The following is a 25,277-nucleotide window of genomic DNA, read 5'->3' on the forward strand; positions in this document are numbered from 1 at the left end:
TACGCTGGTGATCGGCGCCACGGTTACCTATCATAGTGTTTTCCCCTTTTGGCCAGAGTCCTCCGTGCACGAAATATTTACTATGCTGCTGGCGGTGTTTGATCGGGCAGCGCTGATGCTTTTCTGCTTGTTCTTTCTTATCCGCATCCGACTGTTTCGCGAACTGCTGCATAAGTCGGCCCATACGCCCAAAGAGCTACTCGCCGTCACCGCGATTTTTTCGCTGTTCGCCCTGTTCAGCACCTGGTCAGGCGTTCCGGTAGAAGGTTCGCTGGTGAACGTGCGGATCATCGCCGTGATGTCCGGCGGGATTCTGTTTGGTCCCTGGGTAGGCATCATCACCGGCGTGATTGCCGGTACCCACCGCTATCTGATCGATATCGGCGGCGTCACCGCCGTCCCCTGCTTTATCACCAGCATACTGGCAGGCTGCATCGCAGGCTGGATCAACCGTCGGGTCCCTAAAGCGCAGCACTGGCGCGTGGGGATATTAGGCGGCATGCTGTGCGAAACGCTGACCATGATTCTGGTGATCGTCTGGGCGCCGTCGACCGCTCTGGGGCTGGATATCGTTTCCAAGATCGGCATTCCCATGATCCTCGGCAGCGTCTGCATTGGCTTTATTGTGCTGCTGGTGCGAAGCGTTGAAGGGGAAAAAGAGGCCAGCGCGGCGCGCCAGGCCAAACTGGCGCTGGACATCGCTAACAAAACCCTGCCCCTGTTTCGCCACGTGAACAGCGAATCGCTACGTCAGATCTGCGAAATCATTCGCCATGATATTCATGCCGACGCCGTGGCGATCACCAACACTCAGCATGTACTGGCCTATGTAGGCGTCGGTGAAACAAACTACCGCGATCGCGACGACATGATTAGCCCCACCACCCGGCAGGCGATCAATTACGGAAAAATCATTATTAAAAACAATGATGAAGCGCACCGAACGCCGGAAATTCATTCGATGCTGGTGATTCCGCTTTGGGAAAAAGGTGTGGTGACCGGTACGCTGAAGATTTACTACTGCCATGCGCACCAGATCACTTCATCCCTGCAGGAGATGGCGGTGGGACTGTCGCAGATCATTTCGACCCAACTGGAAGTGTCGCGCACTGAACAACTGCGGGAAATGGCAAATAAGGCAGAGCTTCGCGCGCTACAAAGTAAAATTAATCCTCATTTCCTGTTTAATGCGCTGAACGCGATATCGTCGTCGATCCGACTGAATCCGGACACCGCCCGTCAGCTGATTTTTAACCTGTCGCGATACCTGCGCTATAACATCGAATTAAAAGACGACGAACAGATCGACATAAAGAAAGAGCTGTATCAGATAAAAGATTATATCGCCATTGAGCAGGCCCGCTTTGGCGATAAGTTGACGGTGATATATGACATCGACGAAGAGGTTAACTGCGCGATTCCCAGCCTGCTGATTCAGCCGCTGGTGGAAAACGCTATTGTCCACGGTATTCAGCCCTGTAAAGGGAAAGGCGTGGTGACCATCAGCGTGGCGGAATGCGGCAATCGGGTGCGCATCGCGGTGCGCGATACCGGTCACGGCATCGACCCGAAAGTGATCGCGCGCGTCGAATCCAATGAAATGCCTGGCAATAAAATCGGTCTGCTTAACGTCCATCATCGCGTTAAGCTGTTATACGGGGAGGGCCTGCATATACGGCGTCTGGAACCGGGCACCGAGATTGCCTTTTATGTTCCCAATCAGCGGACTGCCGCCTCACCGGCCACGTTATTGCTTTAATCCGGAGGAATACAGTGAAAGTCATCATTGTTGAAGATGAATTCCTTGCCCAGCAGGAACTGAGCTGGCTGATTAAAGAGCATAGCCAGATGGATATTGTCGGCACGTTTGACGACGGGCTGGACGTGTTGAAGTTTTTACAGCATAACCGCGTCGACGCCATTTTTCTGGATATCAACATCCCGTCCCTCGACGGCGTGCTGCTGGCGCAGAATATCAGTCAGTTCGCGCATAAGCCCTTTATTGTGTTCATCACTGCGTGGAAAGAGCATGCGGTGGAAGCGTTTGAACTGGAAGCATTTGACTATATTCTCAAGCCGTATCAGGAGTCCCGCATTGTTGGAATGCTGCAAAAACTGGAAGCAGCCTGGCACCTGCAGCAGTCCGGCGCAGCAACGGCGGGCGCGGTTATACGGGAAAATGACACCATCAATCTGGTTAAAGACGAGCGGATCATCGTCACGCCGATCAACGATATTTATTACGCCGAAGCGCATGAAAAAATGACGTTTGTTTATACGCGGCGTGATTCATACGTTATGCCTGTCAACCTCACGGAGTTCTGCAATAAGCTGCCGCCTGCCCATTTCTTCCGCTGCCATCGTTCGTTCTGCGTTAACCTGAATAAAATTCGCGAGATCGAACCCTGGTTCAACAATACCTATATATTGCGGCTGAAAGATTTGGAATTTGAGGTGCCGGTGAGCCGGAGTAAGGTGAAAGAGTTCAGACAGCTTATGCATCTGTGAAGGGGTAACCGGGCGCATCGCGCCCGTTTGCACGCCGCAATGTTAGATTTTGAGCAACTTCACCGTGGCGTCCACGTCAATCTCATCTTCGGAAAAGATCAACGTCGTTCCCTGAAAGGTGGTGATCGCCAGCTTTTTCACGGTCCGCATCTCGCCCGGCTTCACGGCAGATTTTGGACGGATATTGCTCATCAGAACACCGACCGACAACACCGCATTTTCTTTATCGATGGGGGCATCGACAGGCACTTCTTCGCTGAAGACCACAAACGATTTGATCGAGGTAAGCTTAAGCCGCTCGCCCGCAATGTAAATATATTTGCTGTCCGGAATGACCTTCACCGCATACGCCGACAGCCCTTTGTTGTTGGTGGTGGGTTCGAAGGTAACCTGAGCATCTTTCTTAATCAGCTCCGGATTGGCGACCTTAATCACATGAAAGTAGCGATTATCGCCATTTTCATCTTTGATAAATCCGAAGCCTTTATCTTTAAACCACGTTGTGATTGTTCCGTTCATCGCCATTACCGCCTGTTGTTCATACCGGATTATTTTAACGCGCGCAGTGTAAAGCCTAAAGGCCGGGATGAATAGCCGTTCATCACCACATCAAATCATCAGGCACTTTGAAATCAGCATACGGATCGTCTTCTTCAGCTTCTTCCGCACTCAACGCGCTGTTCAGGACAATACAGCTCGCATCACGCTGGGCAATCTTATCGGCAACGCTCGCCGGAATAATCGCGTATTCATTTTCGCCGTTGCTGTCGTTGACCAAACGGGCAATGGCCAGACGACCATTGATCAGCTGCGTCTGAGTGAGCTTATCAACGTCGATTTTTTTGATCAGATTATTGTCGGTGAAGTTAAAACCAATATTGCCTTTGGCCACGGTGATCCTGTTCATTTCGATGAGCTGCTTCACCTGCGCTTTCAGTTCCTTCGCCAGAACGGCCTGTCTCTGCTGCTCGCTGAGTTGCTTGTCACGCTCAAGCTGGGCTTTTTTATTTTCTTCCACCGCTTCTCTGGCTTCCCGCGCCTGAACACGTGATTTCTTCGCCGTTCTCTGGACCTTAGCCATCTTTTTACTGCTGACCAGTCCCGCTTTGAGCATTTGCTCCTGTAAGGTAAGTTTTGTCATCTTGCCGTCTGAATCTGTTAGGGAGTTTTTGTGATTATACCTGCAAGCTGACGTAGCGCAGACCGATTTTTCGGGATGACGATAATCAGCACGAGGAACGCCGCTGACATTGCCGCTTAAAACGGGTTGTCTGTTCCCCTGGATAACGTCACGCGGCGGCAGATTACTTCAGCCGTTTCCCTGTCTCGTTAATCACCTTTTCTCCATCTTCTTTGGTAAATGCGCCTTTCTGACCGTCAGGAAGAATATCCAGCACACGTTCCGAAGGCCGGCACAAGCGGGTGCCAAGCGGCGTGACCACGATCGGTCGATTAATCAGGATCGGATACTGAAGCATAAAATCGATCAACTGCTCGTCGGTAAAGCGGTCTTCTTCAAGGCCCAACAGGGCATACGGTTCAACGTTCTGACGCAATAACTCACGCGCCGTTATCCCCATATCGGCAATGAGCTTACTCAGTTCATTGCGGGTGGGCGGGGTATCAAGATAATAAATAATTGTCGGTTCGTGACCGCTGTTACGGATCATCTCCAGCGTGTTACGGGAAGTGCCGCAGGCCGGGTTGTGATAAAGGGTAATGTTGCTCATTTCAGTATCTCATTAAAAAGTGACAGAGAGCCGCCAGGCCAGCGCGGCGAGCGTCACAAACAGCACAGGCAGGGTCATGACGATCCCCGTGCGGAAGTAATAGCCCCAGGTGATGGTCATATTCTTTTGAGCCAGCACATGCAGCCACAGCAGAGTCGCCAGGCTGCCAATAGGCGTGATTTTCGGCCCTAAATCGCAGCCGATCGCATTGGCATAAATCATCGCTTCTTTGACGATGCCATTCGCGGCGCTCCCGTCAATCGACAGCGCGCCAATCAGCACGGTCGGCATATTATTCATGACCGACGAAAGAAACGCCGTCAGGAAGCCGGTCCCAAAGGTTGCGGCGAGGATCCCTTTGTCCGCCAGCAGATTCAACACGCCAGACAGATAGAGCGTCAGTCCCGCATTGCGTAGTCCGTAAACCACCAAATACATACCCAGCGAGAAAATCACGATCTGCCAGGGAGCGCCGCGCAGGACGTTGCCAGTATTAATCACACGGCCTCTTTTCGCCACCGCGAACAGCACTGCCGCGCCCACTGCCGCTATCGCACTGACGGGGATCCCCAACGGTTCCAGAACAAAGAAACCGACAAGCAGGGACAGAAGAACCATCCTGCCTGCTCTGAAGGTCGCCGGATCTTTAATCGCACTGGCGGGAGCGTTGAGTCGGGAGATCTCATACGTTGCCGGAATATCCCGGCGAAAGAAAAGGTGCAACATCACCAGCGTCGAGGCAATCGCGGCCAGATCCACGGGGATCATAACCGAGGCGTACTGCGTAAAGCCCAGACTGAAGAAATCGGCCGAAACGATATTCACCAGGTTAGAAACAATCAGCGGCAGACTGGCGGTATCTGCGATGAACCCCGCCGCCATGACAAAGGCCAGCGTGGCGCCTTTGCTGAAGCCCAGCGCAAGCAGCATCGCAATAACGATCGGCGTCAGGATCAGCGCGGCGCCGTCGTTGGCAAACAGCGCGGCAACGCTGGCGCCGAGCAAAACTATCCAGGTGAACAGCAAGCGCCCACGTCCCTTCCCCCATCGGGCGACGTGTAGCGCGGCCCATTCAAAGAAACCGGACTCATCGAGTAACAAACTGATAATGATCACGGCGATAAAAGCGGCGGTCGCGTTCCAGACGATATTCCAGACTACGGGGATATCATCGAAATGAATGACGCCCGTGCCCAGCGCCAGAACTGCCCCGATCGTCGCGCTCCAGCCGATACTGAGCCCCCTGGGTTGCCAGATAACCAGTACCAGCGTAAGTAAAAAAATACTCCCTGCCAACAGCATTTCAGGCTCCAACATATGTTTATACGTATATGATATTTGATTTAACAGGAGGTGCGGGCAGACTTCGCCAACCCGTCACGCACGTCGTCGCGCAGACACTGCCAGGAGATCGCGATCGTCTCGGCCGCCCACGCCGGCATATGTGGTGACAGACGATAGTGGATCCATTTACCTTCACGACGGTCAAGGACAAGCCCGGCCTCGCGCAGAATCGCTATATGCCGCGAGATCTTAGGCTGTGAGACGGCGGTAGCCGCGCAGATTTCGCAAACGCACATCTCCCCGGATTCCCGAAGTAGCATGACAATGGCGAGTCGGGTTTCGTCCGAGAGAATTTTGAAAAGTTGAACAGGTTGCCGCATTTCTCGCTCCATAAGCCTTTCCAGACACATATGGTAAATCATATTTGTGCGCATTGAAATGATGGGGCTGTCACAGCACTCAGTTAAGGCGCGTCAGGGGGGAGAAGATATGGTTACGACAAGGCCTTCGAAAACGGTGTCCCTAATGCGCAACATACCCAGTCGGGCGTAAAACCGATTAGCGTGGTCATTGTCCTCAGGCCCTTCCAGCCATCAATAATTTTTTTGGCGGCCACGGGCAAGTTCGATGATTTTTCAAACATACGCTGACCATAATGCGTATGGGTCTCGCGGCTATCCAGAGAGAGTTTGTTGAGAAGAATGTCCTGGCTATCTGTGTCAGGAAGCGTGTTTTCCCATGTCAGCTTCATATAGCCAATCGACAACATTCAGGTCATGTTGACAAAGAAAAGGAGTATCCGGCGCCGGACAGCGCAAGCGGCCGTCCGGCATCCAACTAAAGAATTTGCCCTAACGTCTGGCGCAGATGCGCGCCTGCGCCAAGCAGACCGGGATTATCATGAACAATCAAATAAACCGGAATATCCTGCACATAAGCCTTAAAACGTCCTTTATCTTCAAAAGCGCCGCGGAAGCCGGAGGCTTTGAAAAATTCAAGGAAACGCGGCACGATGCCGCCAGCGATGTACACGCCGCCAAAGGTACCAAGGTTCAACGCCAGGTTGCCGCCAAAGCGCCCCATGATCACGCAGAAAAGCGACAGCGCGCGACGGCTGTCGATACAGCTGTCCGCCAGCGCCCGCCCGGTGATGTCTTTTGGCTGTAGATTTTCCGGCAGACGGCCATCTGCTTTGACAATCGCCCGGTACAGATTCACCAGACCCGGTCCGGAAAGTACGCGTTCGGCGGAAACGTGACCGATTTCGGCGCGCAGCACTTCCAGGATGATCCCCTCTTCTTCACTGTTAGGGGCGAAATCCACATGCCCCCCCTCACCCGGCAGGCTGATCCAGCGCTTGTCGACGTGTACCAGATGCGACACGCCCAGCCCGGTTCCGGCGCCATACACCGCAATAGGCTTACCTTCAACCGGCTCCGCCCCGCCAAACTGGATCACATCCTCTTTCTTCAGCATCGGGATCGCCATCGACACCGCGGTGAAATCATTGATGATTTCGAGATGGCTGAAGCCGAGGTTCTTTTTCATTTCCGCAATAGAAAATGCCCAGGTATGGTTGGTCATAGCGACCCAGTCGCCGGTGATCGGACAGGCGATCGCGATACACCCATCTTCCACGCTCGCCTGATGTTCGTCGAGGTAAACCCGGACAACGGCTTCGAGGCTGGGATAATCGAGGCCGGAATACGTTTTGGCCTGCGAGATTTCACCGCTGTCGACGTCACACAGAGCAAGACGCGCGTTGGTGCCGCCCACATCGCCCACTAAAGCATACTTTGTCATTCTTCTACTGCTCCGCTAAAGTCAAAATAAGTCTTTGCCACACTGTAAATTCACAGGGGCATAACAACAACGCCAGAAAGGCAAGTCCCCTGAAAATATCGATCCCGGTCACACAATAACTTTATCGTTTCAGCACCATTTGCCGCGTCGCTGAAAGGCAACTGCGGCAAACTGAGCGCGAGATTCGGCATTAAGGAAAAAACCATGCTCCATCCGCGAGCCAGAACCATGCTGTTATTGTCGCTTCCCGCGTTAATTCTTGGGATAGCGTCAAGTTTAGTCCTTATTGTAGTAATGAAATTTGCTTCAGTATTGCAGCTTGTCCTGTGGCAGCGCCTGCCGGGCAGTTTCGGACTTGTCCCGGATTCCCCAGCCTGGATAATGCTCATCCTGACGCTGACCGGCGTACTGGTGGGACTGGTGATCCGCTACAGCCCGGGTCACGCCGGACCCGATCCGGCGACCGAGCCGTTGATCAGCGCCCCGGTCGCGCCTGGCGCGCTGCCAGGCCTGATTGTGGCGCTGGTGCTGGGGCTGGCAGGCGGGGTTAGCCTCGGGCCGGAACATCCCATCATGGCCGTGAATATTGCGCTGGCGGTAACGTTAGGCAGTCGATTAATGCCGCGGGTAAACGCACTCGACTGGACGATACTGGCTTCCGCAGGCACGATTGGCGCGTTGTTTGGCACCCCTGTCGCTGCCGCGCTGATCTTTTCGCAAACGCTGAACAGTTCTGACGATGTTCCGCTCTGGGATCGTCTTTTCGCCCCGCTGATGGCCGCAGCGGCAGGGTCCTTGACCACCAGTCTGTTCTTCCATCCTCATTTTTCGCTGCCCATTGCCCATTACACGCAAATGCGGCTGGTGGATATTTTCAGCGGCGCGGTGGTCGCGGCGATCGCCATAGCCGCAGGGATGGTGGCGGTATGGTGCCTGCCGCGTCTGCATTTTTTGCTACATCGGCTGAAAAACCCGGTGCTTATTCTTGGCGTCGGCGGATTCATGCTCGGCGTACTGGGGGTGATTGGCGGTCCCCTGTCGCTGTTTAAAGGCCTGGATGAAATGCAACAGATGGCGTTCAGTCAGACCCTTAGCGCTACGGACTTTTTCCTGCTGGCGGTGATCAAACTCGCGGCGCTGGTAGTGGCGGCCGCCTGCGGATTTCGCGGCGGGCGAATCTTCCCGGCTGTCTTTGTCGGCGTCGCATTAGGATTGATGCTGCACGCGCATGTCGACGCGGTACCGACGGCGATTACCGTCTCCTGCGCGATTCTCGGCATGGTGCTGGTTGTTACCCGCGACGCCTGGCTCAGTTTATTTATGGCCGCCGTGGTGGTGCCCGACGCCAATCTGCTGCCGCTGTTGTGCATCGTTATGCTGCCGGCCTGGCTGCTACTGGCCGGCAAGCCGATGATGCTTGCTCACCGACGGGAAAAATAGTCATCCGCTGTTGCGTGACTCCAGCGCCCGGGTCACCGCGCGCAGCAGCGCCGGTACGTCGGCTTTTGGCAGTATCACTTCAACCAACGACAGCCGCTGTGGCTGCGACAGGCGCGCCAGCACCTCTTTCAGTTGGATAGCCTGACTGACCTGCCAGCACGCCGCGCCTTCCTTCAGGCTGAAAGCGCGAGGTATCTGGGTCCAGTTCCACGGCGCAATGTCGTTATAACGCTGTGTTTCACCGTGGATCGCCCGTTCAACGGTATATCCGTCGTTGTTAAGCAGCAAAATGACTGGCGACAATGCTTCCCGCAACATCGATCCTATTTCCTGAATCGTCAGTTGTGCCGCGCCATCGCCGGTTATCAGTATCACCCGCCGCCCGGGCGCCGCCAACTGCGCGCCAAAGGTCGCCGGGAGCGCATAACCAATCGATCCCCACAGCGGTTGCACCAGCAGTTCCGCGCCGGTCGGCAGTGACAGACTGGCTGCGCCAAAGGCCGCCGTTCCTTGATCCGCCACAAGGATATCCCCTGGCTGGAGGGCCTGCTGCACGGTATGCCAGAAGTTTTCCTGGGTCAGCGATCCTTTTTCGACCCTCGCTGATTCGCCCGCGGGCTTCACGGGTAGCGGCGCAAACGACAGCTCCAGGCACAGCTCTCGCAGGGTAGTCACGGCCTGTTCCATCGATAAACCGCTGAACCAGATCTGGCCGACCCGGGCGCCCTGCGGCTGAATGTCTATCGTGCGCTGCGCCGCAAACTGTTGGGTAAATCCGGCAGTAAGCGTGTCGACAAAACGCGTCCCCACGCAAATAGTGGTATCCGCGCCTTCGATGATCTCACGAACATATTCGCTGCTGGCCCCTGCGCTGTAGATGCCAACAAAACCCGGCTGCTGTTCGTCAAACAGCCCTTTGCCCATGAGCAAGGTCGCGTGAGGCATGGGCGTCTCGGCCATCCAGCGTTGCAGGATTGGCTGTAAATCGAATCGCCAGGCAAGAAAGTCAGCCAGCAACGCCACACGACTGCTGTTCATCAGCATCTTGCGAGCCTGATAGCGGAACGCGGTGACCACGCTCTCCTGCGATTCTGGCAACGTCAAAGAGAGTGCTCTGGTCGGCGGGAACGCCGGGCGCTTCGCCACGTCTGCGGGTAACATCAGGTAGCCAGGACGACGAGAGGTCAGCATAATTTGCATTACGCGATCAATTTCATAGCAGGCGTTGTGTTCATCCAGCACCGCGCTGGCGGCTGAGATAGCCTGGCTCATACGGTAAAAGTGCTGAAAATCCCCATCCCCCAGCGTGTGGTGCATCAGTTCTCCCCGGCGCTGCGCCCCGCTACAGGGAGCGCCGACGATGTGCAATACGGGCACGTATTCAGCATAGCTGCCTGCCAGACCGTTAATCGCGCTCAGTTCCCCAACGCCAAAGGTAGTGAGCAGCGCCCCAGCCCCCGCCACGCGGGCATAACCGTCGGCGGCGTAAGCGGCATTCAGTTCATTCGCACACCCCACCCAGCGGACAGCCGGGTGGTCAATGACATGATCAAGGAACTGCAAATTGTAATCGCCCGGTACGCCAAACAGATGTTCAATCCCACAGCCTGCCAGTCGATCAAGCAGGTAATCCGCAACGCTATAGGGATTTTGCATGACAGCTTTCCTTTTGAAGGTCATCACATGTTGAGTATTGAATAACCGTGTGGCCTGTCCAGAAAGTAATCGTGATGGGAGTGGAAAGCAGCCTTTACAGGCGGCGCGGCGCAGAATGTGATTGAAAAAGAGGCAGTGTAAACGTATACACTGTAAAGCTGAACTCACCGCGAGGAAACACAATGGTTTACCAGCCTGATGAAAATCGCTATCAGAATATGACGTTCCACCGCTGCGGTCAGAGCGGCCTGAAGCTACCTGCCATATCGCTCGGACTGTGGCATAACTTCGGAGATACCACCCAGGTGGGGAACAGTCGGGCGCTGCTACAACGGGCGTTTGACCTCGGCATCACGCATTTCGACCTTGCCAATAACTACGGTCCTCCGCCGGGGTCGGCTGAGCGTAACTTTGGCCGCATTCTGCAGGAAGATTTTCTTCCCTGGCGCGATGAGCTGATCGTCTCCACCAAAGCGGGCTACACCATGTGGGACGGCCCGTATGGCGACTGGGGTTCCCGCAAATACCTGATTGCCAGCCTCGATCAAAGCCTGAAACGCATGGGGCTGGAGTACGTGGACATTTTCTACCACCATCGTCCGGATCCCGACACGCCGCTGCTGGAAACCATGAAAGCGCTGGACCATGTGGTGCGTCAGGGCAAAGCGCTGTACGTAGGGCTATCGAACTACCCTGCCGACCGCGCCCGTGAAGCCATCGATATCCTCAATGATTTAGGCACACCGTGTCTGATTCATCAGCCTAAATACTCCCTCTTTGAGCGCTGGGTTGAAGACGGATTACTCGCGCTATTGCAGGAAAAAGGGGTGGGTAGTATCGCCTTTTCACCGCTCGCAGGTGGACAACTCACCGATCGTTACCTTAATGGTATTCCAGCCGACTCCCGTGCGGCGAGCGGAAGCCGTTTCCTCAGACCGGAACAGTTGACAGAGGCAAAGCTGGAAAAAGTGCGTCAGTTAAACGCGCTGGCGGAAAAGCGTGGACAAAAGCTGTCGCAAATGGCGCTCGCGTGGGTGCTGCGTAACGATAACGTCACTTCGGTGCTGATTGGCGCCAGTAAGCCCGCGCAGATCGAAGATGCCGTTGGAATGCTGGCGAACCGGGCGTTCACCCCGCAGGAGTGCGCCGCGATCGACAGCATACTGAAGGGCGAAGATTAACGACGCCTTTAGCATTTCGTGCTCTCCTTCATCATTTAAGAGTTAAGGCGATAAAACGCAACTTTACTACCTCGTAAAATTGCGTTAACAGGCCGATTACGGCTTCGATCGTGAAGGAGAAAAAAGTATGTTCAGGTCACTGATTCTCGCGGCAGCCTTGCTGGCTTTTGCACCGCTGGCCGCAAACGCGGGAGAAATCACCCTGTTGCCATCGATAAAATTACACATTGGCGATCGCGACGACTATGGCAGATACTGGGACGGTGGCTACTGGCGCGACCGTGATTACTGGCATCGTCACTATGAATGGCGTGGCGACCGCTGGTGGCGACATGATAACGGCAAACACCGCGGCTGGGATAAACGCAAAGCTTACGAGCGCGGATACCGTGAAGGCTGGCGCGACCGTGACGACCATCGCGGACGTGGACGCGGCCACGGTCACAGACACCACGATTAAGCCGTTCATTACCTCACTAAGCCGGGTAGTTTCACCCGGCTTATTCTTTACCGTCCCAGCGCCGTTCCCACCAGCAGCCAGATATTCAGCACCACAACCAGCACGACAATCATCCAGCCTATTAATTTCACTCTGCGGGTATTCACCAGCTCACCCATCAGCGCGCCATCACTGGTAAAGATCAGCAACGGCACCAGCGCCAGCGCGATACCAAAACTCAACAGCACCTGGCTCATCACCAGTATCCGCGTCGGATCCAACCCCAGTAAAATGACAATAAATGACGGCATCATGGTGATGACACGGCGAACCCATAAAGGAATATGGAAACGCACAAAACCCTGCATGACCACCTGTCCGGCCAGCGTTCCCACAACCGTTGATGACAGCCCTGCAGCGACCAGACTCAGTCCGAAAACCGTTGCCGCCGCATGACTGAGCAAAGGTTCAAGGGTCAGATAGGCCTGATCGAGGTCGGCTACCCCGGTATGACCACTGAAGTGAAACGCCGCAGCCGCGGTCGCCATCATCGCCAGGTTGACGAATCCGGCAATCGTCATCGCAATCGCGACATCCCATTTCGTTGCAGCATAGCGCTGCTGGCGCGTTCCACCGTGTAAATGCTGGGTAAGAGACGAGTGTAGATAAATGACGTGCGGCATTATCGTTGCGCCCAACACCCCGGCGGCCAGAAAAACCGCCTCGCCGTTCGGCAAGCTGGGAATGATCATCCCTTTACTTAATTGCGTAAGGCCTGGCCGGGAAAAAATCAGTTCGACAATATACGCCACTGCCACAAACAGCAGCAGGCCGCCGATCACTTTTTCCAGCGGCTTTTGCCCCCGACGCTGCAGCATCAGGATCAGAAACGTGGCAATACCGGTTAGCACCGCCCCTTGCAGAAGCGAGACGCCAAGGATCAGTTTGAAGCCAATCGCCGCGCCGATGAACTCCGCGAGATCGGTCGCCATCGCAATAATTTCCGCTTGCACCCAATAAAACCACACCACCGGACGGGGATAATGGTCGCGAATCTGTTCGGCCAGATTCTTGCCGGTCGCGATGCCCAGCTTCGCTGACAACACCTGAATCAGCATTGCCATCAGGTTTGCCCAAACCACTACCCACAGCAACGTATAACCAAAGCTGGCGCCCGCCTGGATGTTAGTGGCAAAGTTGCCTGGATCGATATATCCGATAGCTGCGATGAACGCAGGTCCCATTAATGCGAGCCTTAACTTGCGCGCTGCCCTTCCACTGCTACGCTCAACGCGATCGTCTGTCATCTTGTGCCCCGGAAATATAGCCTTTGCTATGTTTAATGCTACGCCTAATGAGAATGGTTATCAAATGCAACGGCGACAGGTGATAATGATTTCTCAGATAGGCTGGAACGATAAGGTCTGCGGATACGGAAAATGCCCGCGGCATGTTTAACAATCGTTATAAGATTAGCACAAGGACGTAACTATTCACTTCGGTACTAGACATAACAGAAGTGTATGCGTGATCACTATTTTTGAATCTCGTCACAGGTCCTGATTATAGTGTGTGTTAGATCTCGTTTTCTTTGTATCTGTTACATAGAATGTGCACGGAAATTAAACCTGCCTCATATTTGGAGCAAATATGGACCGCGTCCTTCATTTTGTCCTGGCGCTAGCCGTTGTTGCGATCCTCGCATTGCTGGTAAGCAGTGACCGTAAAAAAATTCGCATTCGTTATGTTATACAGTTGCTTGTTATCGAAGTTTTACTGGCGTGGTTCTTCCTGAACTCCAACGTCGGGCTGGGCTTCGTGAAAGGCTTTTCCGAAATGTTCGAAAAACTGCTCGGATTCGCCAATGAAGGTACCAACTTCGTCTTTGGCAGCATGAACGATCAGGGTCTGGCTTTCTTCTTCCTGAAGGTGCTCTGCCCAATCGTCTTTATCTCTGCTTTGATTGGTATTCTTCAGCACATCCGCGTGCTGCCGGTGATCATCCGCGCGATCGGCTTCCTGTTATCCAAAGTCAACGGCATGGGTAAACTGGAATCCTTCAACGCGGTAAGTTCGCTGATCCTCGGCCAGTCTGAGAACTTTATCGCCTATAAAGATATTCTCGGCAAAATGTCCCGCAACCGTATGTACACCATGGCGGCGACAGCGATGTCGACCGTTTCCATGTCTATCGTTGGCGCGTACATGACCATGCTGGAGCCGAAGTATGTGGTGGCTGCGCTGGTGCTCAACATGTTCAGTACCTTTATCGTTCTGTCGCTGATCAACCCGTACCGCGTTGATGCCAGCGAAGAGAATATCCAGATGTCTAACCTGCACGAAGGCCAGAGCTTCTTCGAAATGCTGGGTGAGTACATCCTGGCTGGCTTTAAAGTCGCGATTATCGTTGCGGCCATGCTGATCGGCTTTATCGCCCTGATCGCCGCGCTGAACGCCCTGTTCGCTACCGTGACCGGCTGGTTCGGCTACAGCATCTCCTTCCAGGGCATCCTGGGCTATATCTTCTACCCGGTTGCGTGGGTGATGGGGGTGCCGTCCAACGAAGCGCTGCAGGTGGGCAGTATTATGGCGACCAAACTGGTTTCCAACGAATTCGTCGCAATGATGGATCTGCAGAAAATCGCCTCTACGCTCTCTCCGCGCGCGGAAGGGATCCTGTCGGTGTTCCTGGTGTCCTTCGCTAACTTCTCATCCATCGGGATTATTGCCGGCGCCATCAAAGGTCTGAACGAGGAACAAGGTAACGTTGTTTCCCGCTTTGGTCTGAAACTGGTCTACGGTTCTACGCTGGTGAGCGTGCTCTCTGCGTCTATCGCCGCGCTGGTTCTGTAAGGCAACAGCGTCATGTAAAAGCCGGAGACGCTTTCTCCGGCTTTTTTACGTCTGCGACGCGTCAAGCGGCAGAGGCCGCCCAATCAAATAGCCCTGCAAATAGTTCACGCCCATACTTAACAGCAGATCCCGCTGCGCTGGCGTTTCAACGTATTCGGCGACCACGCTCAAGGATTTTGCTTTCGCCAGATCGGTTATCGACTTCACAATCATGGCATCCAGCGAATCGTTCAGGATGTCCTTCACAAACACGCCATCAATTTTAATGATGTCAGCCTGCAGGCGCTTCAGGCGCTCATAGTTGGCGTATCCGGTACCGAAATCATCGATAGCGATTCTGAAGCCAAACTTATGCAGTTGTTCAATATTTTGCATGCTGACTTCCGAGTTAGAGAACGCTTGTTCTTCGGTAATCTCGATAATCACGGTTTGCGGCGCGATGCCGTAGCGATTAAACAGGCGAATGATCCGCGGGGCGGTCTCTTTTTGCAGCAGCGTTAGCGGCATTAAATTAACCGAGAAGCGTGGTCCTGGTTCACTGGAAGGATGCGCTGAAAGCCACGTCAGCAAGGCTTCAACCACCAGCAGATCAAAGCGTGCGCTGAGGTTAAACTGAGCGATCAGCGGAATAAACTGATCCGGCGTCATAACCCCGTCATCGCTTTTCAGCCGCGCCAGAATTTCATCATAGCCTTTGCCTTCACAGTCGCGGATCGGCTGCGCGTAAAGCAGCAGATCGCCGTCATCCAGCGCTTTACGAATTTTATTGAGCAACAGTACGCGTTCGGTCGTCTGTCCAGTGGCGACTTCAAGGCTGTTGGTGAGCGCCATCACCCGGTGATGCGCACAGGACTGCTCGGCCAGCCAGCTTAGTTGCCCAAGCAAAGGCTGTAAGGTCTCCGCCTTTCCATCCCAGCCACCCCAGGAAGCGCCGTACCCCATATCCAGCCCGGTATTGTTCCAGATAATTTTGCGGCTGTTGAGCAGGTCGAGCATATGCTGCAAACGCGCATCCATTTCGGGGCCGTTCAGCACCAGTAATAACTCGCTGCCAGGCAACTGGAAGATCTTTTCGTTATCCAGCAGCAGAGGTTCGAGGGTGCGGTATACCGTCCGTTTACAGTGTACGCGCATCAGCATGCCATAGTGCCGGCTCAAAAATTCCAGGTTATCCAGCCGCAGGCAGCACACGCTCTGCCCCGCCTCGTTTTGCAGAAATTGCTCCAGCGCGCGCAAATTCGGCAGGCGGGTTAGCGGGTCGGTCAGCGCCTGCTGGTGCCAGCGGCGATTGAGCCAACTGCTGCGCTGATAAATGCGCGTCATATACAGCAAACAGATACTGAACGAGATCAGCGCGGAAAGAATAAACGCCAGCGAATACTCCGAGCCGACGCCCTGCAGGAAATTTCGGTTATAGGTCAGCAGGCACAGCGTCGACACCGCCCAACTGAGGTTCAACAGCGGGTAGCTGAGTTTGCCGACGCCGATGGTAAAGACAATGAAAAAGACCGGCACCATATACCCCGCGATGTAATCATTGTCGAAGGGAGCGCACATGATCGCCAGCAGCGCAGCCAGGACTGCCAGCCAGCATAGCGTGAACGCGCGCTGTTTTTTCTCAAGGGCCGGGGCGATGTCTCTGCGCCAGAAGATTCGCACATAACGGGGGTTCACTATCATCCGCATCGGATAATAGAAAAGCATCGTAAAAATCAGCGCGGCAGAGATCAGGCTCAGGATGTCGACAATGGTAAATATCGCCACTGCGGTGCCAAAAAAGGTGGAAACCGCGACCGGAAAGTCGAGATAATAACCCGCCAGATACATACTCAGCTTCATCCCTATCGGGGCGACAAAACCTAGCCATATTACCCGACGCCAGATATTCCGGTTTGGTAAACCATGTCGCCAGCGCGAGCCCAGCCGCCAACGCACCAGCGCGCACACGCCCAGAACAGACAGCATCTGGCAAAAGAGCAGCACCAGACTTTGGGTAAACGGCAGATGCAAATTCCATTCGTTGGTGATTAACATGCCGAGCACAATCGGCGCCACGCCGCGCCTGCCAAAAATAAGCAGAATGGCCAGCATCACACACAGCGGTAACCAGGAGAGATAAATATAGCTGGCGTCGACGATAGCAAGAGGAGAAATAAGGCGTGAAAACTGAATGGCAGCAATGGAGAGCGTTATCGCAAGCGCGAATATTCTTATATTATTTATCAGGTTATGCTTAACTGGCATGGATTGACTGCTCTCACGAAACGCACGATTAATCACATAAATGATAAGTTTATTCACACCGCGAAGCAAACCTATGGCGACCAGAAAACGAGGCAACCTTGTGTCAAACAGGCTCTGTCTCATCAGAAACTGTATTACAAAACAGGAAGAATTGCTGAGATAAAAAAACCCCCGCTTCGCAGCGAGGGTTCAGAATGTGGTGGAGCTAAGCGGGATCGAACCGCTGACCTCTTGCATGCCATGCAAGCGCTCTCCCAGCTGAGCTATAGCCCCACGATCTCTTTACGTACCAAAATTGTTGGGTGCAATTTTTGGTGGAGCTAAGCGGGATCGAACCGCTGACCTCTTGCATGCCATGCAAGCGCTCTCCCAGCTGAGCTATAGCCCCGTCACGTAAAGCTTGTCGAGTTGACGGGCGGCATCATATGAATTCCCTTCGCACGTGTCAACGGCAAATTAAAGCCCCTGACGCTAATCGCTGAAAAAGCAAACAAATGAAGAACATTGCGTATCAACTCGCATTCAGTAGTTAAACGCGTCACGGTTTCTACTAAAATGGTGCTATAAAATGAACCACTAATTAACCACACGACTACTCAGGGAATTGTTATGTTCAAGGAGCGGATGACGCCGGAAGAACTCGCCAATCTGACCGGTTACAGCCGACAGACCATCAATAAATGGGTGCGTAAAGAGGGATGGGTGACATCGCCGAAACCGGGCGTTCAGGGCGGTAAAGCGCGTCTGGTGCACGTAAACGAACAGGTTCGTGAATATATCCGCAGCGCAGAGCGTTCGGCGGAGGGGTTATCGGACACATTGTCGTCCCCTGGCGATGCGTCGCTTGAAGCTTTGCTGATCAAGCTGGCGAAAGAAATGACGCCTGCGGAACAGAAAAAAATCACTTCCTTGCTACTTCGGGAAGGGATTACCGGTTTGTTACAACGCTTAGGGATCCGCGACAGCAAATAATTATGAAAAGATTACGCAGCAAGATGACCACCGAAGAGCTGGCGGACTGCCTCGGGGTCGCCAGACAAACCGTCAATCGTTGGATCCGTGAGCAAAAATGGGAAACGGAAAAATTTCCTGGCGTGAAAGGCGGTCGGGCAAGACTGGTACACATCGACAGCCGCGTGCGGGAGTTCATTCTGAACATCCCTGCGTTTCGCAATCATTACGCATTTTATCAGGCCGAAGAACCGCTGGCCGATTACCATCCCGGCGCACGCAGTCATGCCTTTCGGCAGATCGTTGATGCCATAGAGAATATGTCAGAAACGGAACAGGAAAAGCTGGCGTTATTTCTTTCGCGCGAAGGTATTCGTCGTTTTCTCGCCCGTCTGGGCATTGAGGAATCGGAAGCGCAATAAGCGCAACGTCAGCAGATAACAGGCCGGGAGGCATAACCGCCCTCTCCGGCCTGGTTCCATAACGGATTACTGTTGTGCTTCACGCTCAGCAATAAACGCCAGCGCTTTATTGATACGCTCGATGCTACGGGTTTTACCGATCGCGTGTACCGTAACGTCTAAGCCTGGAGACTGACCCGCGCCGGTGACGGCGACGCGCAACGGCATCCCCACTTTGCCCATCCCGATGTCCAGCTCATCGGCAGTAGCCTGAATCGCATGATGCACGTTCTCAGCCGTCCAGTCGCTGATTGCCGCCAGTTTGTCACGCACCACTTCCAGCGGTTGACGCGCAACCGGACGCAGGTGTTTCTTCGCGGCATCGGCGTCGAACTCAGCGAAATCCTCATAGAAATAACGGCAGCTTTGAGCCATCTCTTTCAGCGTTTTGCAGCGTTCGCCCAGCAGTTTCACCAGTTCAGCCAACTGCGGGCCGTTACGGGTATCGATATGTTCTTGTTCGATATGCCACTGAAGGTGCGTAGCCACATATTCCGGCGCCAGCGTATTGATATAGTGGTGGTTCAGCCACTGCAATTTCTCAGTATTAAACGCGCTGGCGGATTTGCTGACCGCCCCCAGGGAGAACAGTTTGATCATCTCTTCACGGGTGAAGATTTCCTGATCGCCACTGGACCAACCGAGACGTACCAGATAGTTCAGCAATGCTTCCGGCAAGTAGCCGTCGTCACGATACTGCATGACGCTTACCGCGCCATGACGCTTGGACAGTTTTTTTCCGTCGTCGCCGTTGATCATGGAAACGTGCGCATACACCGGCACCGGCGCGTTCAGCGCTTTCAAAATGTTGATCTGGCGCGGCGTGTTATTGATATGGTCTTCACCACGAATAACATGCGTGATTTCCATATCCCAGTCGTCCACAACGACACAGAAGTTATAAGTCGGAGACCCGTCGGTACGACGGATAATCAGATCGTCCAGTTCAAGGTTGCTGAACTCGATTGGTCCACGGATCTGATCGTCGAAAATGACAGAGCCGTCCTGCGGGTTTGCGAAACGCACGACGCACGGCTCATCGTCAGCATGGTGCTCGTGACCGTGGCGGCAACGACCGTCATAACGCGGCTTCTCGCCTTTTGCCATCTGCTCTTCACGCAGCGCGTCCAGACGCTCTTTCGAGCAATAGCATTTATAGGCGGTGCCCGCTTCCAGCATCTCATCAATCACGGCGTTATAACGATCAAAACGTTTAGTCTGGAAATACGGGCCTTCATCCCATTCCAGGCTCAGCCAGTTCATGCCATCCATAATGGCTTCGATAGCTTCCGGGGTAGAACGTTCGAGATCGGTGTCTTCAATACGCAGCACAAACTCACCGCCGTGGTGACGTGCAAAAAGCCAGGAATAGAGAGCAGTACGCGCACCACCGACGTGCAGATAGCCTGTCGGGCTTGGCGCGAAGCGAGTTTTGATTTTCATGAAATGGCCTTACGTTGATAAAGATGCCGACAGCCGGCAAATCCGGGAAAAATTGACGTTCGGTATTCTATCACTCCCACCTGATTCCTCAATGTTGTTACGGCCCGAACCGTGGGCTTTGCTATTTTCGTATAGAAATCATACCTGATGGATCGATTTGCGATCGTTTTGCTTAAATTTACGACGAACGAACAATTTCTTTAGAAAATGCGTTGACTCATTTTCAACTCTCCCTATAATGCGACTCCACACAGCGGGGGTGATTAGCTCAGCTGGGAGAGCACCTCCCTTACAAGGAGGGGGTCGGCGGTTCGATCCCGTCATCACCCACCAACTACTTTATGTAGTCTCCGCCGTGTAGATAAGAAATTGAGAAGTGGGTGATTAGCTCAGCTGGGAGAGCACCTCCCTTACAAGGAGGGGGTCGGCGGTTCGATCCCGTCATCACCCACCACTTTCTCGCCAGCTAAATTTCTTATTGTGAAGTACCGAAGTGGGTGATTAGCTCAGCTGGGAGAGCACCTCCCTTACAAGGAGGGGGTCGGCGGTTCGATCCCGTCATCACCCACCACTTCGGGTCGTTAGCTCAGTTGGTAGAGCAGTTGACTTTTAATCAATTGGTCGCAGGTTCGAATCCTGCACGACCCACCAATGTAAAAAGGCGCCCTAAAGGCGCCTTTTTGCTATATGCAGAATTTAATGATTCGAACCTGCCGCAGGTTCGGGTCGAACGTAGTGAGACAACGGAGCCGCTTGCGGCGACGGCCCGAAGGGCGAGGCGAAGCCGAGTCATCCTGCACGACCCACCAATGTAAAAAGGCGCCCTAAAGGCGCCTTTTTGCTATATGCAGAATTTAATAACTGGAAAGGCTACGGCGCCGTTTTGTAGGCTGGATAAGAGCATGCCATCATCCGGTAAAATGCCGCTACGCCGTTAACGACTCAATCATCCGCTCCAGTGCGGGCGTTGTTTGCTGCTTCTCATAAACCACATACAGGTCCGCCGGTATCCGCTCTTCCAGAGGTCGAAACGCCACCCCTGGCCAGTTCATCTGCGCGTATCCATCCGCCATCAGCGTGATCCCCATCCCCATGCTTATCATCGCCAACACCGTCTGCGGCTCCACCACTTCACGGATGATCATCGGGGAGAAACCCGCCTGCTGGCATACGCGCTGGAGAAATGCCCAATCGGAATGTACCGACGGAAGGGTGACGAAGTATTCATTCCGCAACGCGGCGAGGGGGATTGACTCACGAAAGGCCAACGTATGATCCTCAGGGACGGCGACCAGAAATGAAGACTCATGCAGACGCAGGCTGGTAAATCCGGAGGGAGGCTCGATCGCCATTCGCCAGATCCCGGCATCCAGTTCCCGACGCTCTAACAGCGCCATTTGCATACCCGGTGATTTTTCGCGAAAGAGTACTTCTACGTTGGGGTTTTCTTTTAGAAAACTGCGCATCGCCGGACGCATCCTCCCCCACATTGCGGTCCCGACCACGCCAAGTTCGATTCGCCCCGCCTCACCCCGCCCGATCTGTTCAACTCGCGCCATTGCCTGATTGGCACTCGCCAGCAGCCGCCGGGACTCCTCCATCAGGATTTTACCCGCATGCGTTAGCGCCACGCTGCGCGAATGACGCACAAACAGCAACGTCCCCAGCTGCTGCTCGAGCTCTTTGATATGAATACTCAACGGAGGCTGCGACATGTTCAGACGCGCTGCCGCCCGGCCAAAATGCAGTTCTTCCGCAACCGCAAGAAAATACCGCAGTAGCTTGAGATCGATGCGATGCGCGCGTTCCATGATAAGTGCGTTCCAGTTTAGAGGGAGACGTCGCAACGTTACCACATTGCCGCTCATAAGATAAAACGGCGGGTAGATGACCCGCCGCGAGAGAGATTAATGTGCCAGCGACCTGGTCATTAACTTTTCTGGCTCATGCTTATACTTAAAGAACAGCGCGAATATCACCGCCAGCACCAGAGCGTACGCCGCAAAGACTAACCAGATAGTTTGCCAGTCCTTCACGCCGTCAACCGAAAAATAATCTACCGCCAGGCCGCTCAGTATTGAGCCAACCCAGGCGCCGACGCCATTGACCATGGTCATAAACAGCCCCTGGGCGCTGGCGCGAATTCGCGCGTCCACTTCCTGCTCCACAAAAACAGAACCTGAAATGTTAAAGAAGTCAAAGGCGCAACCGTAGACAATCATCGACATCAGCAGCATGACAAAACCAAACGGCGATGGGTCGCCAAAAGCAAAGAAGCCAAAGCGCAGCGTCCATGCCAGCATGCTCATCAGCATGACCGTTTTAATACCAAATCGCTTCAGGAAGAACGGGATCGTCAGAATAAAGCCCACTTCCGCCATCTGGGAAACCGAAAGCAATATTGAGGGATATTTCACCACAAAACTGTCGGCAAATTCCGGGTTGCGGGCAAAGTCATGCAGGAACGGGTTACCGAATACGTTGGTAATTTGCAGCACTGCACCCAGCATCATCGCGAAGAGAAAGAAGATCGCCATACGCGGTTTTTTGAATAGCACAAAAGCATCCAGCCCCAGCTTGCTGACTAAAGATGCGGTCGCTTTCTTCTCCGCAATCGGGATCTTCGGCAGCGTAAAAGCATACATCGTTAACAGCAGCGATGCGCCAGAAGCGATATACAACTGCGCGCTGCTAAGTTCCAGCCCCATCAGACTGACGGCCCACATCGCGACGATAAAACCAATCGTGCCGAAAACGCGAACAGGCGGGAATGCCGTCGCCGGATCCTGCCCCGCCTGCGCCAGGCAGGAATAAGAAATGCTGTTAGAGAGCGCTATTGTCGGCATGTAGGCCATCGCATTGACCAGCATTACCCAGAACATGGTGTCCGAATCAGTGACGGTCGTTGCGTACAGCAACACGCCAGCGCAAACCAGATGACACAGCATGTACGCACGTTCTGCGCGTAGCCATTTGTCCGCGATGATCCCCATAATCCCCGGCATAATAATCGCCGCCAGCCCTTTTGAGCTGTAGATCATGCCCACGTTGGCTCCGGTAAAATGTAAGGTGTTAATCATGTAAGAGCCCAGAGTCACCAACCAGCTTCCCCAGATAAAATATTGCAAAAAAGACATGATTTTTAAGCGTGTCGCAATACGCATTCTTTTCCTTCCTTGCCGTAGAGTACGACCCCGTAAGCCGGGGTCTTATTGTTATATGCTTCAGGCCAGTTTGCGCAGGAAACCGCAAATGAGGTTGATAAAATTTTGCCGGGAAAGTTCTGCTGCCGCGAGCGTTTGCGCATGGGAGAGCGTCACATCGCCCAACCCTTCCGCCAGGTTAGTTATTGCAGAAACGGCAACCACCTTCAGTCCACAATGGCGGGCGGTAATCACCTCAGGTATCACCGACATCCCCACCACATCACCGCCAATCATTTGCATCATGCGAATCTCTGCGGCTGTTTCAAAGTTCGGTCCAGGATAAGAAACAAATACCCCTTCATTGAGGGTAAAACCCTCTTCCGCCGCCACCGTCTGCAGAACCGAGCGATAATCGGCGTCATAAGCATTGGCCAGCGAGAAGAAACGCTCGCCAAAACGTTCGTCATTCAGCCCCACCATCGGCGTACCCGGCATGGTATTAATATGGTCGCTGAGCGCCACCAGGCTTCCTGGTCCTACTTCCGGGCGCAGCGATCCGGCAGCGTTAGTACAGAACAATAACTCGCAGCCCAGCAGCCTGAGGGTACGGATTGCGTCCGTCATAATGGTCATCCCCCGTCCTTCATAGTAGTGCCCGCGCCCTTTCATACAGGCAACCGGCACACCTGCCAGAGAGCCGAGAACCAGTTCACCGGCATGACCATGAACCGTGCTTACCGGGAACCCCGGCAGCTTCTCGTACGAAATCGCCACGGCGTCTTCGATCTTTTCAGCAAGCGCGCCTAAACCAGAACCGAGAATAAAGGCTACGCGCGGCGTAAAGCCAGGTGAGTAACCGCGAATGATATCAACGCAATACCACGGATTCTGTGACAGGTCGGAATGAGTCATGGGATGTCCTTAAAAGCTACATATCGAATGAATTGTGTTCAGCACCCTCTTTTTATAGCGAGAGAGCATTGCAACTTTCCAATACACTTTCTCATGACGATCGATATGGAAATGATATCGATCGCCATAGGCAATTAAGATCGCCTCGCTATCGATTAGTAATAATTATGTATTGGATTTCTCACCCATGACATAAATACCATACCTGCTGCTGACAAGAGCTAAATAATAAAACAATTATTCGAAAACAATCTATTTCCGGATACTGGAATATACCCTATGAATAAAAATATTATTATCATAAGTTTTACCGCCGCGTTAACGTTACCGCAATCTGCCCACGCGGAGTTTACAGGGGGATTTGCCGATATCGGTCTTCACTACCTGGACTGGACGTCTGATACCACACACCGAACCAGCAGCAAATCCCACAAAGACGACTTTGGTTATCTGGAACTTGAAGGTGGCGCTAATTTTAGCTGGGGTGAAATATACGCTTTCTTCGACTGGGAAAATTTTTATCGCTCACGGAATGAAAAACCGGGGAGTGAACAGCGCTATACGTTTAAAAACACCAATCGTATTTATCTTGGCGACACCGGATTAAATCTTTATTTGCATGCATACGGGACCTACGGTTCCCCCAATCATATTCATTTCCATGATGACATGTTTTTGTATGGTCTGGGATATAACTTTACCGGCACGGGTTATTGGTTAAAGCCATTTATTGCAAAACGCTATACCGACCAGACATATTATAGCGGTGACAATGGTTACGTAATGGGATGGGTTGCCGGATACAGTTTTACTCTCGGAAGCGAGAAATTCACCCTCACCAACTGGAACGAATACGAGTTTGATCGCGCCCCCGCCTATGCCGCCGGAAACGGAGGCAAAGATGGCATGAATGGCGCCGTGGCGGTATGGTGGAACGCAACCCCGCACCTGACGGCAGGCATTCAGTACCGCTACGCTGATAATAAGCTGGGAGAGTCGTTCCTTCAGGATGGGGTTATCTACTCGACGAAATTTAACTTCTGACTGCAGGGCTGCCAAAGGCTGGCATTGCTGAAGTTTTGCGCTCCTGTGTCGATATCTTGATGGTCCGTCATTTCGGAACAGGTGCGCGCTATGAAGACCCGTAATGTATCCATCCCTTCCTTGCAAAACTGCGGCGGCGGGGCAAAAACCACCGCTGGCAACCAGCAGACAAACGTATATAT

General features: G+C 53.5%; 24 protein-coding genes, 6 tRNA genes and 1 other RNA gene. 14 read left to right on the plus strand and 17 right to left on the minus strand.

What is annotated here, in order from left to right:
* The first annotated feature begins 64 nt into the window (after nucleotides 1-64).
* The gene (ypdA, locus tag CSE01S_RS16580) at nucleotides 65-1,759 is read left to right on the plus strand and encodes a two-component system sensor histidine kinase YpdA (protein ID WP_148365428.1); all 1,695 of its coding nucleotides are present in this window, start codon (nucleotides 65-67) and stop codon (nucleotides 1,757-1,759) included.
* 14 nt (nucleotides 1,760-1,773) lie between these two features.
* Entirely contained in the window at nucleotides 1,774-2,508 is a 735-nt protein-coding gene (locus CSE01S_RS16585) for a LytR/AlgR family response regulator transcription factor (protein WP_042290791.1), read from the plus strand.
* 42 nt (nucleotides 2,509-2,550) lie between these two features.
* On the opposite strand, the gene CSE01S_RS16590 is transcribed toward CSE01S_RS16585, so the two are convergent.
* The 7 genes from CSE01S_RS16590 to glk all read right to left on the minus strand — a co-directional run bounded on the left by CSE01S_RS16590 (nucleotide 2,551) and on the right by glk (nucleotide 7,325).
* Nucleotides 2,551-3,033 (minus strand): cold-shock protein, encoded by a 483-nt coding sequence (locus CSE01S_RS16590; RefSeq protein ID WP_042290793.1) that lies wholly within the window; start codon nucleotides 3,031-3,033, stop codon nucleotides 2,551-2,553.
* Between the two features lie 76 nt (nucleotides 3,034-3,109).
* On the minus strand, nucleotides 3,110-3,649 hold the full coding sequence (locus CSE01S_RS16595) for a DUF2058 domain-containing protein (RefSeq protein WP_042290794.1): 540 nt from the start codon (nucleotides 3,647-3,649) through the stop codon (nucleotides 3,110-3,112).
* A gap of 163 nt (nucleotides 3,650-3,812) precedes the next feature.
* Nucleotides 3,813-4,238 (minus strand): glutaredoxin-dependent arsenate reductase, encoded by a 426-nt coding sequence (gene arsC / locus CSE01S_RS16600; protein ID WP_042290796.1) that lies wholly within the window; start codon nucleotides 4,236-4,238, stop codon nucleotides 3,813-3,815.
* A 12-nt stretch (nucleotides 4,239-4,250) separates the two neighbouring features.
* Nucleotides 4,251-5,540 (minus strand): arsenic transporter, encoded by a 1,290-nt coding sequence (locus CSE01S_RS16605; RefSeq protein WP_042290797.1) that lies wholly within the window; start codon nucleotides 5,538-5,540, stop codon nucleotides 4,251-4,253.
* Between the two features lie 41 nt (nucleotides 5,541-5,581).
* Nucleotides 5,582-5,902 carry a metalloregulator ArsR/SmtB family transcription factor gene (locus CSE01S_RS16610; protein ID WP_042290953.1) on the minus strand — a complete coding sequence of 107 codons (321 nt, stop codon included), beginning with the start codon at nucleotides 5,900-5,902 and terminating at the stop codon, nucleotides 5,582-5,584.
* Nucleotides 5,903-6,015: 113 nt separating this feature from the next.
* Nucleotides 6,016-6,273 carry a hypothetical protein gene (locus CSE01S_RS16615; protein ID WP_217997763.1) on the minus strand — a complete coding sequence of 86 codons (258 nt, stop codon included), beginning with the start codon at nucleotides 6,271-6,273 and terminating at the stop codon, nucleotides 6,016-6,018.
* A gap of 86 nt (nucleotides 6,274-6,359) precedes the next feature.
* Nucleotides 6,360-7,325 carry a glucokinase gene (gene glk, locus CSE01S_RS16620; protein WP_042290799.1) on the minus strand — a complete coding sequence of 322 codons (966 nt, stop codon included), beginning with the start codon at nucleotides 7,323-7,325 and terminating at the stop codon, nucleotides 6,360-6,362.
* Nucleotides 7,326-7,529: 204 nt separating this feature from the next.
* Here glk and CSE01S_RS16625 point away from each other — a divergent pair, with 204 nt between their 5' ends.
* Nucleotides 7,530-8,765, plus strand: a complete 1,236-nt coding sequence (locus CSE01S_RS16625) for an ion channel protein (protein WP_042290801.1) — start codon at nucleotides 7,530-7,532, stop codon at nucleotides 8,763-8,765.
* Here the strand turns inward: CSE01S_RS16625 and CSE01S_RS16630 are convergent, their stop codons facing one another.
* Nucleotides 8,766-10,421 carry an alpha-keto acid decarboxylase family protein gene (locus CSE01S_RS16630; protein WP_042290802.1) on the minus strand — a complete coding sequence of 552 codons (1,656 nt, stop codon included), beginning with the start codon at nucleotides 10,419-10,421 and terminating at the stop codon, nucleotides 8,766-8,768.
* A gap of 182 nt (nucleotides 10,422-10,603) precedes the next feature.
* On the opposite strand from CSE01S_RS16630, the gene mgrA reads away from it, so the two are divergent.
* Together mgrA and ypeC are read left to right on the plus strand one after the other, a co-directional pair.
* The gene (mgrA, locus tag CSE01S_RS16635; protein WP_042290804.1) at nucleotides 10,604-11,602 is read left to right on the plus strand and encodes an L-glyceraldehyde 3-phosphate reductase; all 999 of its coding nucleotides are present in this window, start codon (nucleotides 10,604-10,606) and stop codon (nucleotides 11,600-11,602) included.
* 127 nt (nucleotides 11,603-11,729) lie between these two features.
* Nucleotides 11,730-12,062 carry a DUF2502 domain-containing protein YpeC gene (ypeC, locus tag CSE01S_RS16640; protein ID WP_042290806.1) on the plus strand — a complete coding sequence of 111 codons (333 nt, stop codon included), beginning with the start codon at nucleotides 11,730-11,732 and terminating at the stop codon, nucleotides 12,060-12,062.
* Nucleotides 12,063-12,109: 47 nt separating this feature from the next.
* On the opposite strand, the gene CSE01S_RS16645 is transcribed toward ypeC, so the two are convergent.
* Entirely contained in the window at nucleotides 12,110-13,348 is a 1,239-nt protein-coding gene (locus tag CSE01S_RS16645; RefSeq protein WP_060570077.1) for an Nramp family divalent metal transporter, read from the minus strand.
* Nucleotides 13,329-13,493, minus strand: coding sequence for a hypothetical protein (locus CSE01S_RS23625; protein WP_420244010.1), 165 nt, complete (start codon nucleotides 13,491-13,493; stop codon nucleotides 13,329-13,331). Before CSE01S_RS23625 ends, CSE01S_RS16645 begins: the two co-directional genes overlap by 20 nt.
* A 198-nt stretch (nucleotides 13,494-13,691) precedes the next feature.
* Between CSE01S_RS23625 and nupC the strand changes: the two genes are divergently transcribed.
* On the plus strand, nucleotides 13,692-14,894 hold the full coding sequence (gene nupC / locus CSE01S_RS16650) for a nucleoside permease NupC (protein WP_042290810.1): 1,203 nt from the start codon (nucleotides 13,692-13,694) through the stop codon (nucleotides 14,892-14,894).
* A gap of 45 nt (nucleotides 14,895-14,939) precedes the next feature.
* Here nupC and CSE01S_RS16655 read toward each other — a convergent pair whose 3' ends face one another.
* The 3 genes from CSE01S_RS16655 to CSE01S_RS16665 all read right to left on the minus strand — a co-directional run bounded on the left by CSE01S_RS16655 (nucleotide 14,940) and on the right by CSE01S_RS16665 (nucleotide 17,526).
* The gene (locus CSE01S_RS16655; protein ID WP_042290811.1) at nucleotides 14,940-17,138 is read right to left on the minus strand and encodes a bifunctional diguanylate cyclase/phosphodiesterase; all 2,199 of its coding nucleotides are present in this window, start codon (nucleotides 17,136-17,138) and stop codon (nucleotides 14,940-14,942) included.
* A 197-nt stretch (nucleotides 17,139-17,335) separates the two neighbouring features.
* Nucleotides 17,336-17,411 (minus strand) — tRNA-Ala (locus tag CSE01S_RS16660).
* A gap of 39 nt (nucleotides 17,412-17,450) precedes the next feature.
* A tRNA-Ala gene (locus CSE01S_RS16665) sits at nucleotides 17,451-17,526 on the minus strand.
* Nucleotides 17,527-17,747: 221 nt separating this feature from the next.
* On the opposite strand from CSE01S_RS16665, the gene CSE01S_RS16670 reads away from it, so the two are divergent.
* Entirely contained in the window at nucleotides 17,748-18,110 is a 363-nt protein-coding gene (locus CSE01S_RS16670) for a YfeC-like transcriptional regulator (RefSeq protein WP_042290812.1), read from the plus strand.
* A 2-nt stretch (nucleotides 18,111-18,112) separates the two neighbouring features.
* On the plus strand, nucleotides 18,113-18,511 hold the full coding sequence (locus CSE01S_RS16675; protein ID WP_042290813.1) for a MerR family transcriptional regulator: 399 nt from the start codon (nucleotides 18,113-18,115) through the stop codon (nucleotides 18,509-18,511).
* Nucleotides 18,512-18,577: 66 nt separating this feature from the next.
* Here the strand turns inward: CSE01S_RS16675 and gltX are convergent, their stop codons facing one another.
* On the minus strand, nucleotides 18,578-19,993 hold the full coding sequence (gene gltX, locus CSE01S_RS16680) for a glutamate--tRNA ligase (protein WP_042290816.1): 1,416 nt from the start codon (nucleotides 19,991-19,993) through the stop codon (nucleotides 18,578-18,580).
* Nucleotides 19,994-20,250: 257 nt separating this feature from the next.
* On the opposite strand from gltX, the gene CSE01S_RS16685 reads away from it, so the two are divergent.
* The 5 genes from CSE01S_RS16685 (at nucleotide 20,251) to CSE01S_RS22450 (ending at nucleotide 20,802) form a co-directional block, all read left to right on the plus strand.
* Nucleotides 20,251-20,326 (plus strand) — tRNA-Val (locus CSE01S_RS16685).
* 45 nt (nucleotides 20,327-20,371) lie between these two features.
* Nucleotides 20,372-20,447, plus strand: a tRNA-Val gene (locus CSE01S_RS16690).
* Nucleotides 20,448-20,488: 41 nt separating this feature from the next.
* Nucleotides 20,489-20,564 (plus strand) — tRNA-Val (locus CSE01S_RS16695).
* Nucleotides 20,565-20,568: 4 nt separating this feature from the next.
* Nucleotides 20,569-20,644, plus strand: a tRNA-Lys gene (locus CSE01S_RS16700).
* Nucleotides 20,645-20,668: 24 nt separating this feature from the next.
* Nucleotides 20,669-20,802: non-coding RNA, RtT sRNA (locus CSE01S_RS22450), on the plus strand.
* Nucleotides 20,803-20,919: 117 nt separating this feature from the next.
* Here CSE01S_RS22450 and CSE01S_RS16705 read toward each other — a convergent pair.
* The 3 genes from CSE01S_RS16705 to xapA form a co-directional block, all read right to left on the minus strand.
* Entirely contained in the window at nucleotides 20,920-21,804 is an 885-nt protein-coding gene (locus CSE01S_RS16705) for a LysR family transcriptional regulator (RefSeq protein WP_042290817.1), read from the minus strand.
* A 96-nt stretch (nucleotides 21,805-21,900) separates the two neighbouring features.
* Nucleotides 21,901-23,157 (minus strand): nucleoside permease, encoded by a 1,257-nt coding sequence (locus CSE01S_RS16710; protein WP_042290818.1) that lies wholly within the window; start codon nucleotides 23,155-23,157, stop codon nucleotides 21,901-21,903.
* A 60-nt stretch (nucleotides 23,158-23,217) separates the two neighbouring features.
* A complete protein-coding gene (gene xapA / locus CSE01S_RS16715; RefSeq protein ID WP_042290820.1) occupies nucleotides 23,218-24,051 on the minus strand; it encodes a xanthosine phosphorylase in 834 nt (277 codons plus the stop codon).
* Nucleotides 24,052-24,330: 279 nt separating this feature from the next.
* On the opposite strand from xapA, the gene CSE01S_RS16720 reads away from it, so the two are divergent.
* Nucleotides 24,331-25,095, plus strand: a complete 765-nt coding sequence (locus CSE01S_RS16720; protein ID WP_042290822.1) for a nucleoside-specific channel-forming Tsx family protein — start codon at nucleotides 24,331-24,333, stop codon at nucleotides 25,093-25,095.
* The last annotated feature ends 182 nt before the right edge of the window (nucleotides 25,096-25,277 follow it).

It is taken from the genome of Citrobacter sedlakii NBRC 105722, from assembly GCF_000759835.1.
Lineage (GTDB): Bacteria > Pseudomonadota > Gammaproteobacteria > Enterobacterales > Enterobacteriaceae > Citrobacter_A > Citrobacter_A sedlakii.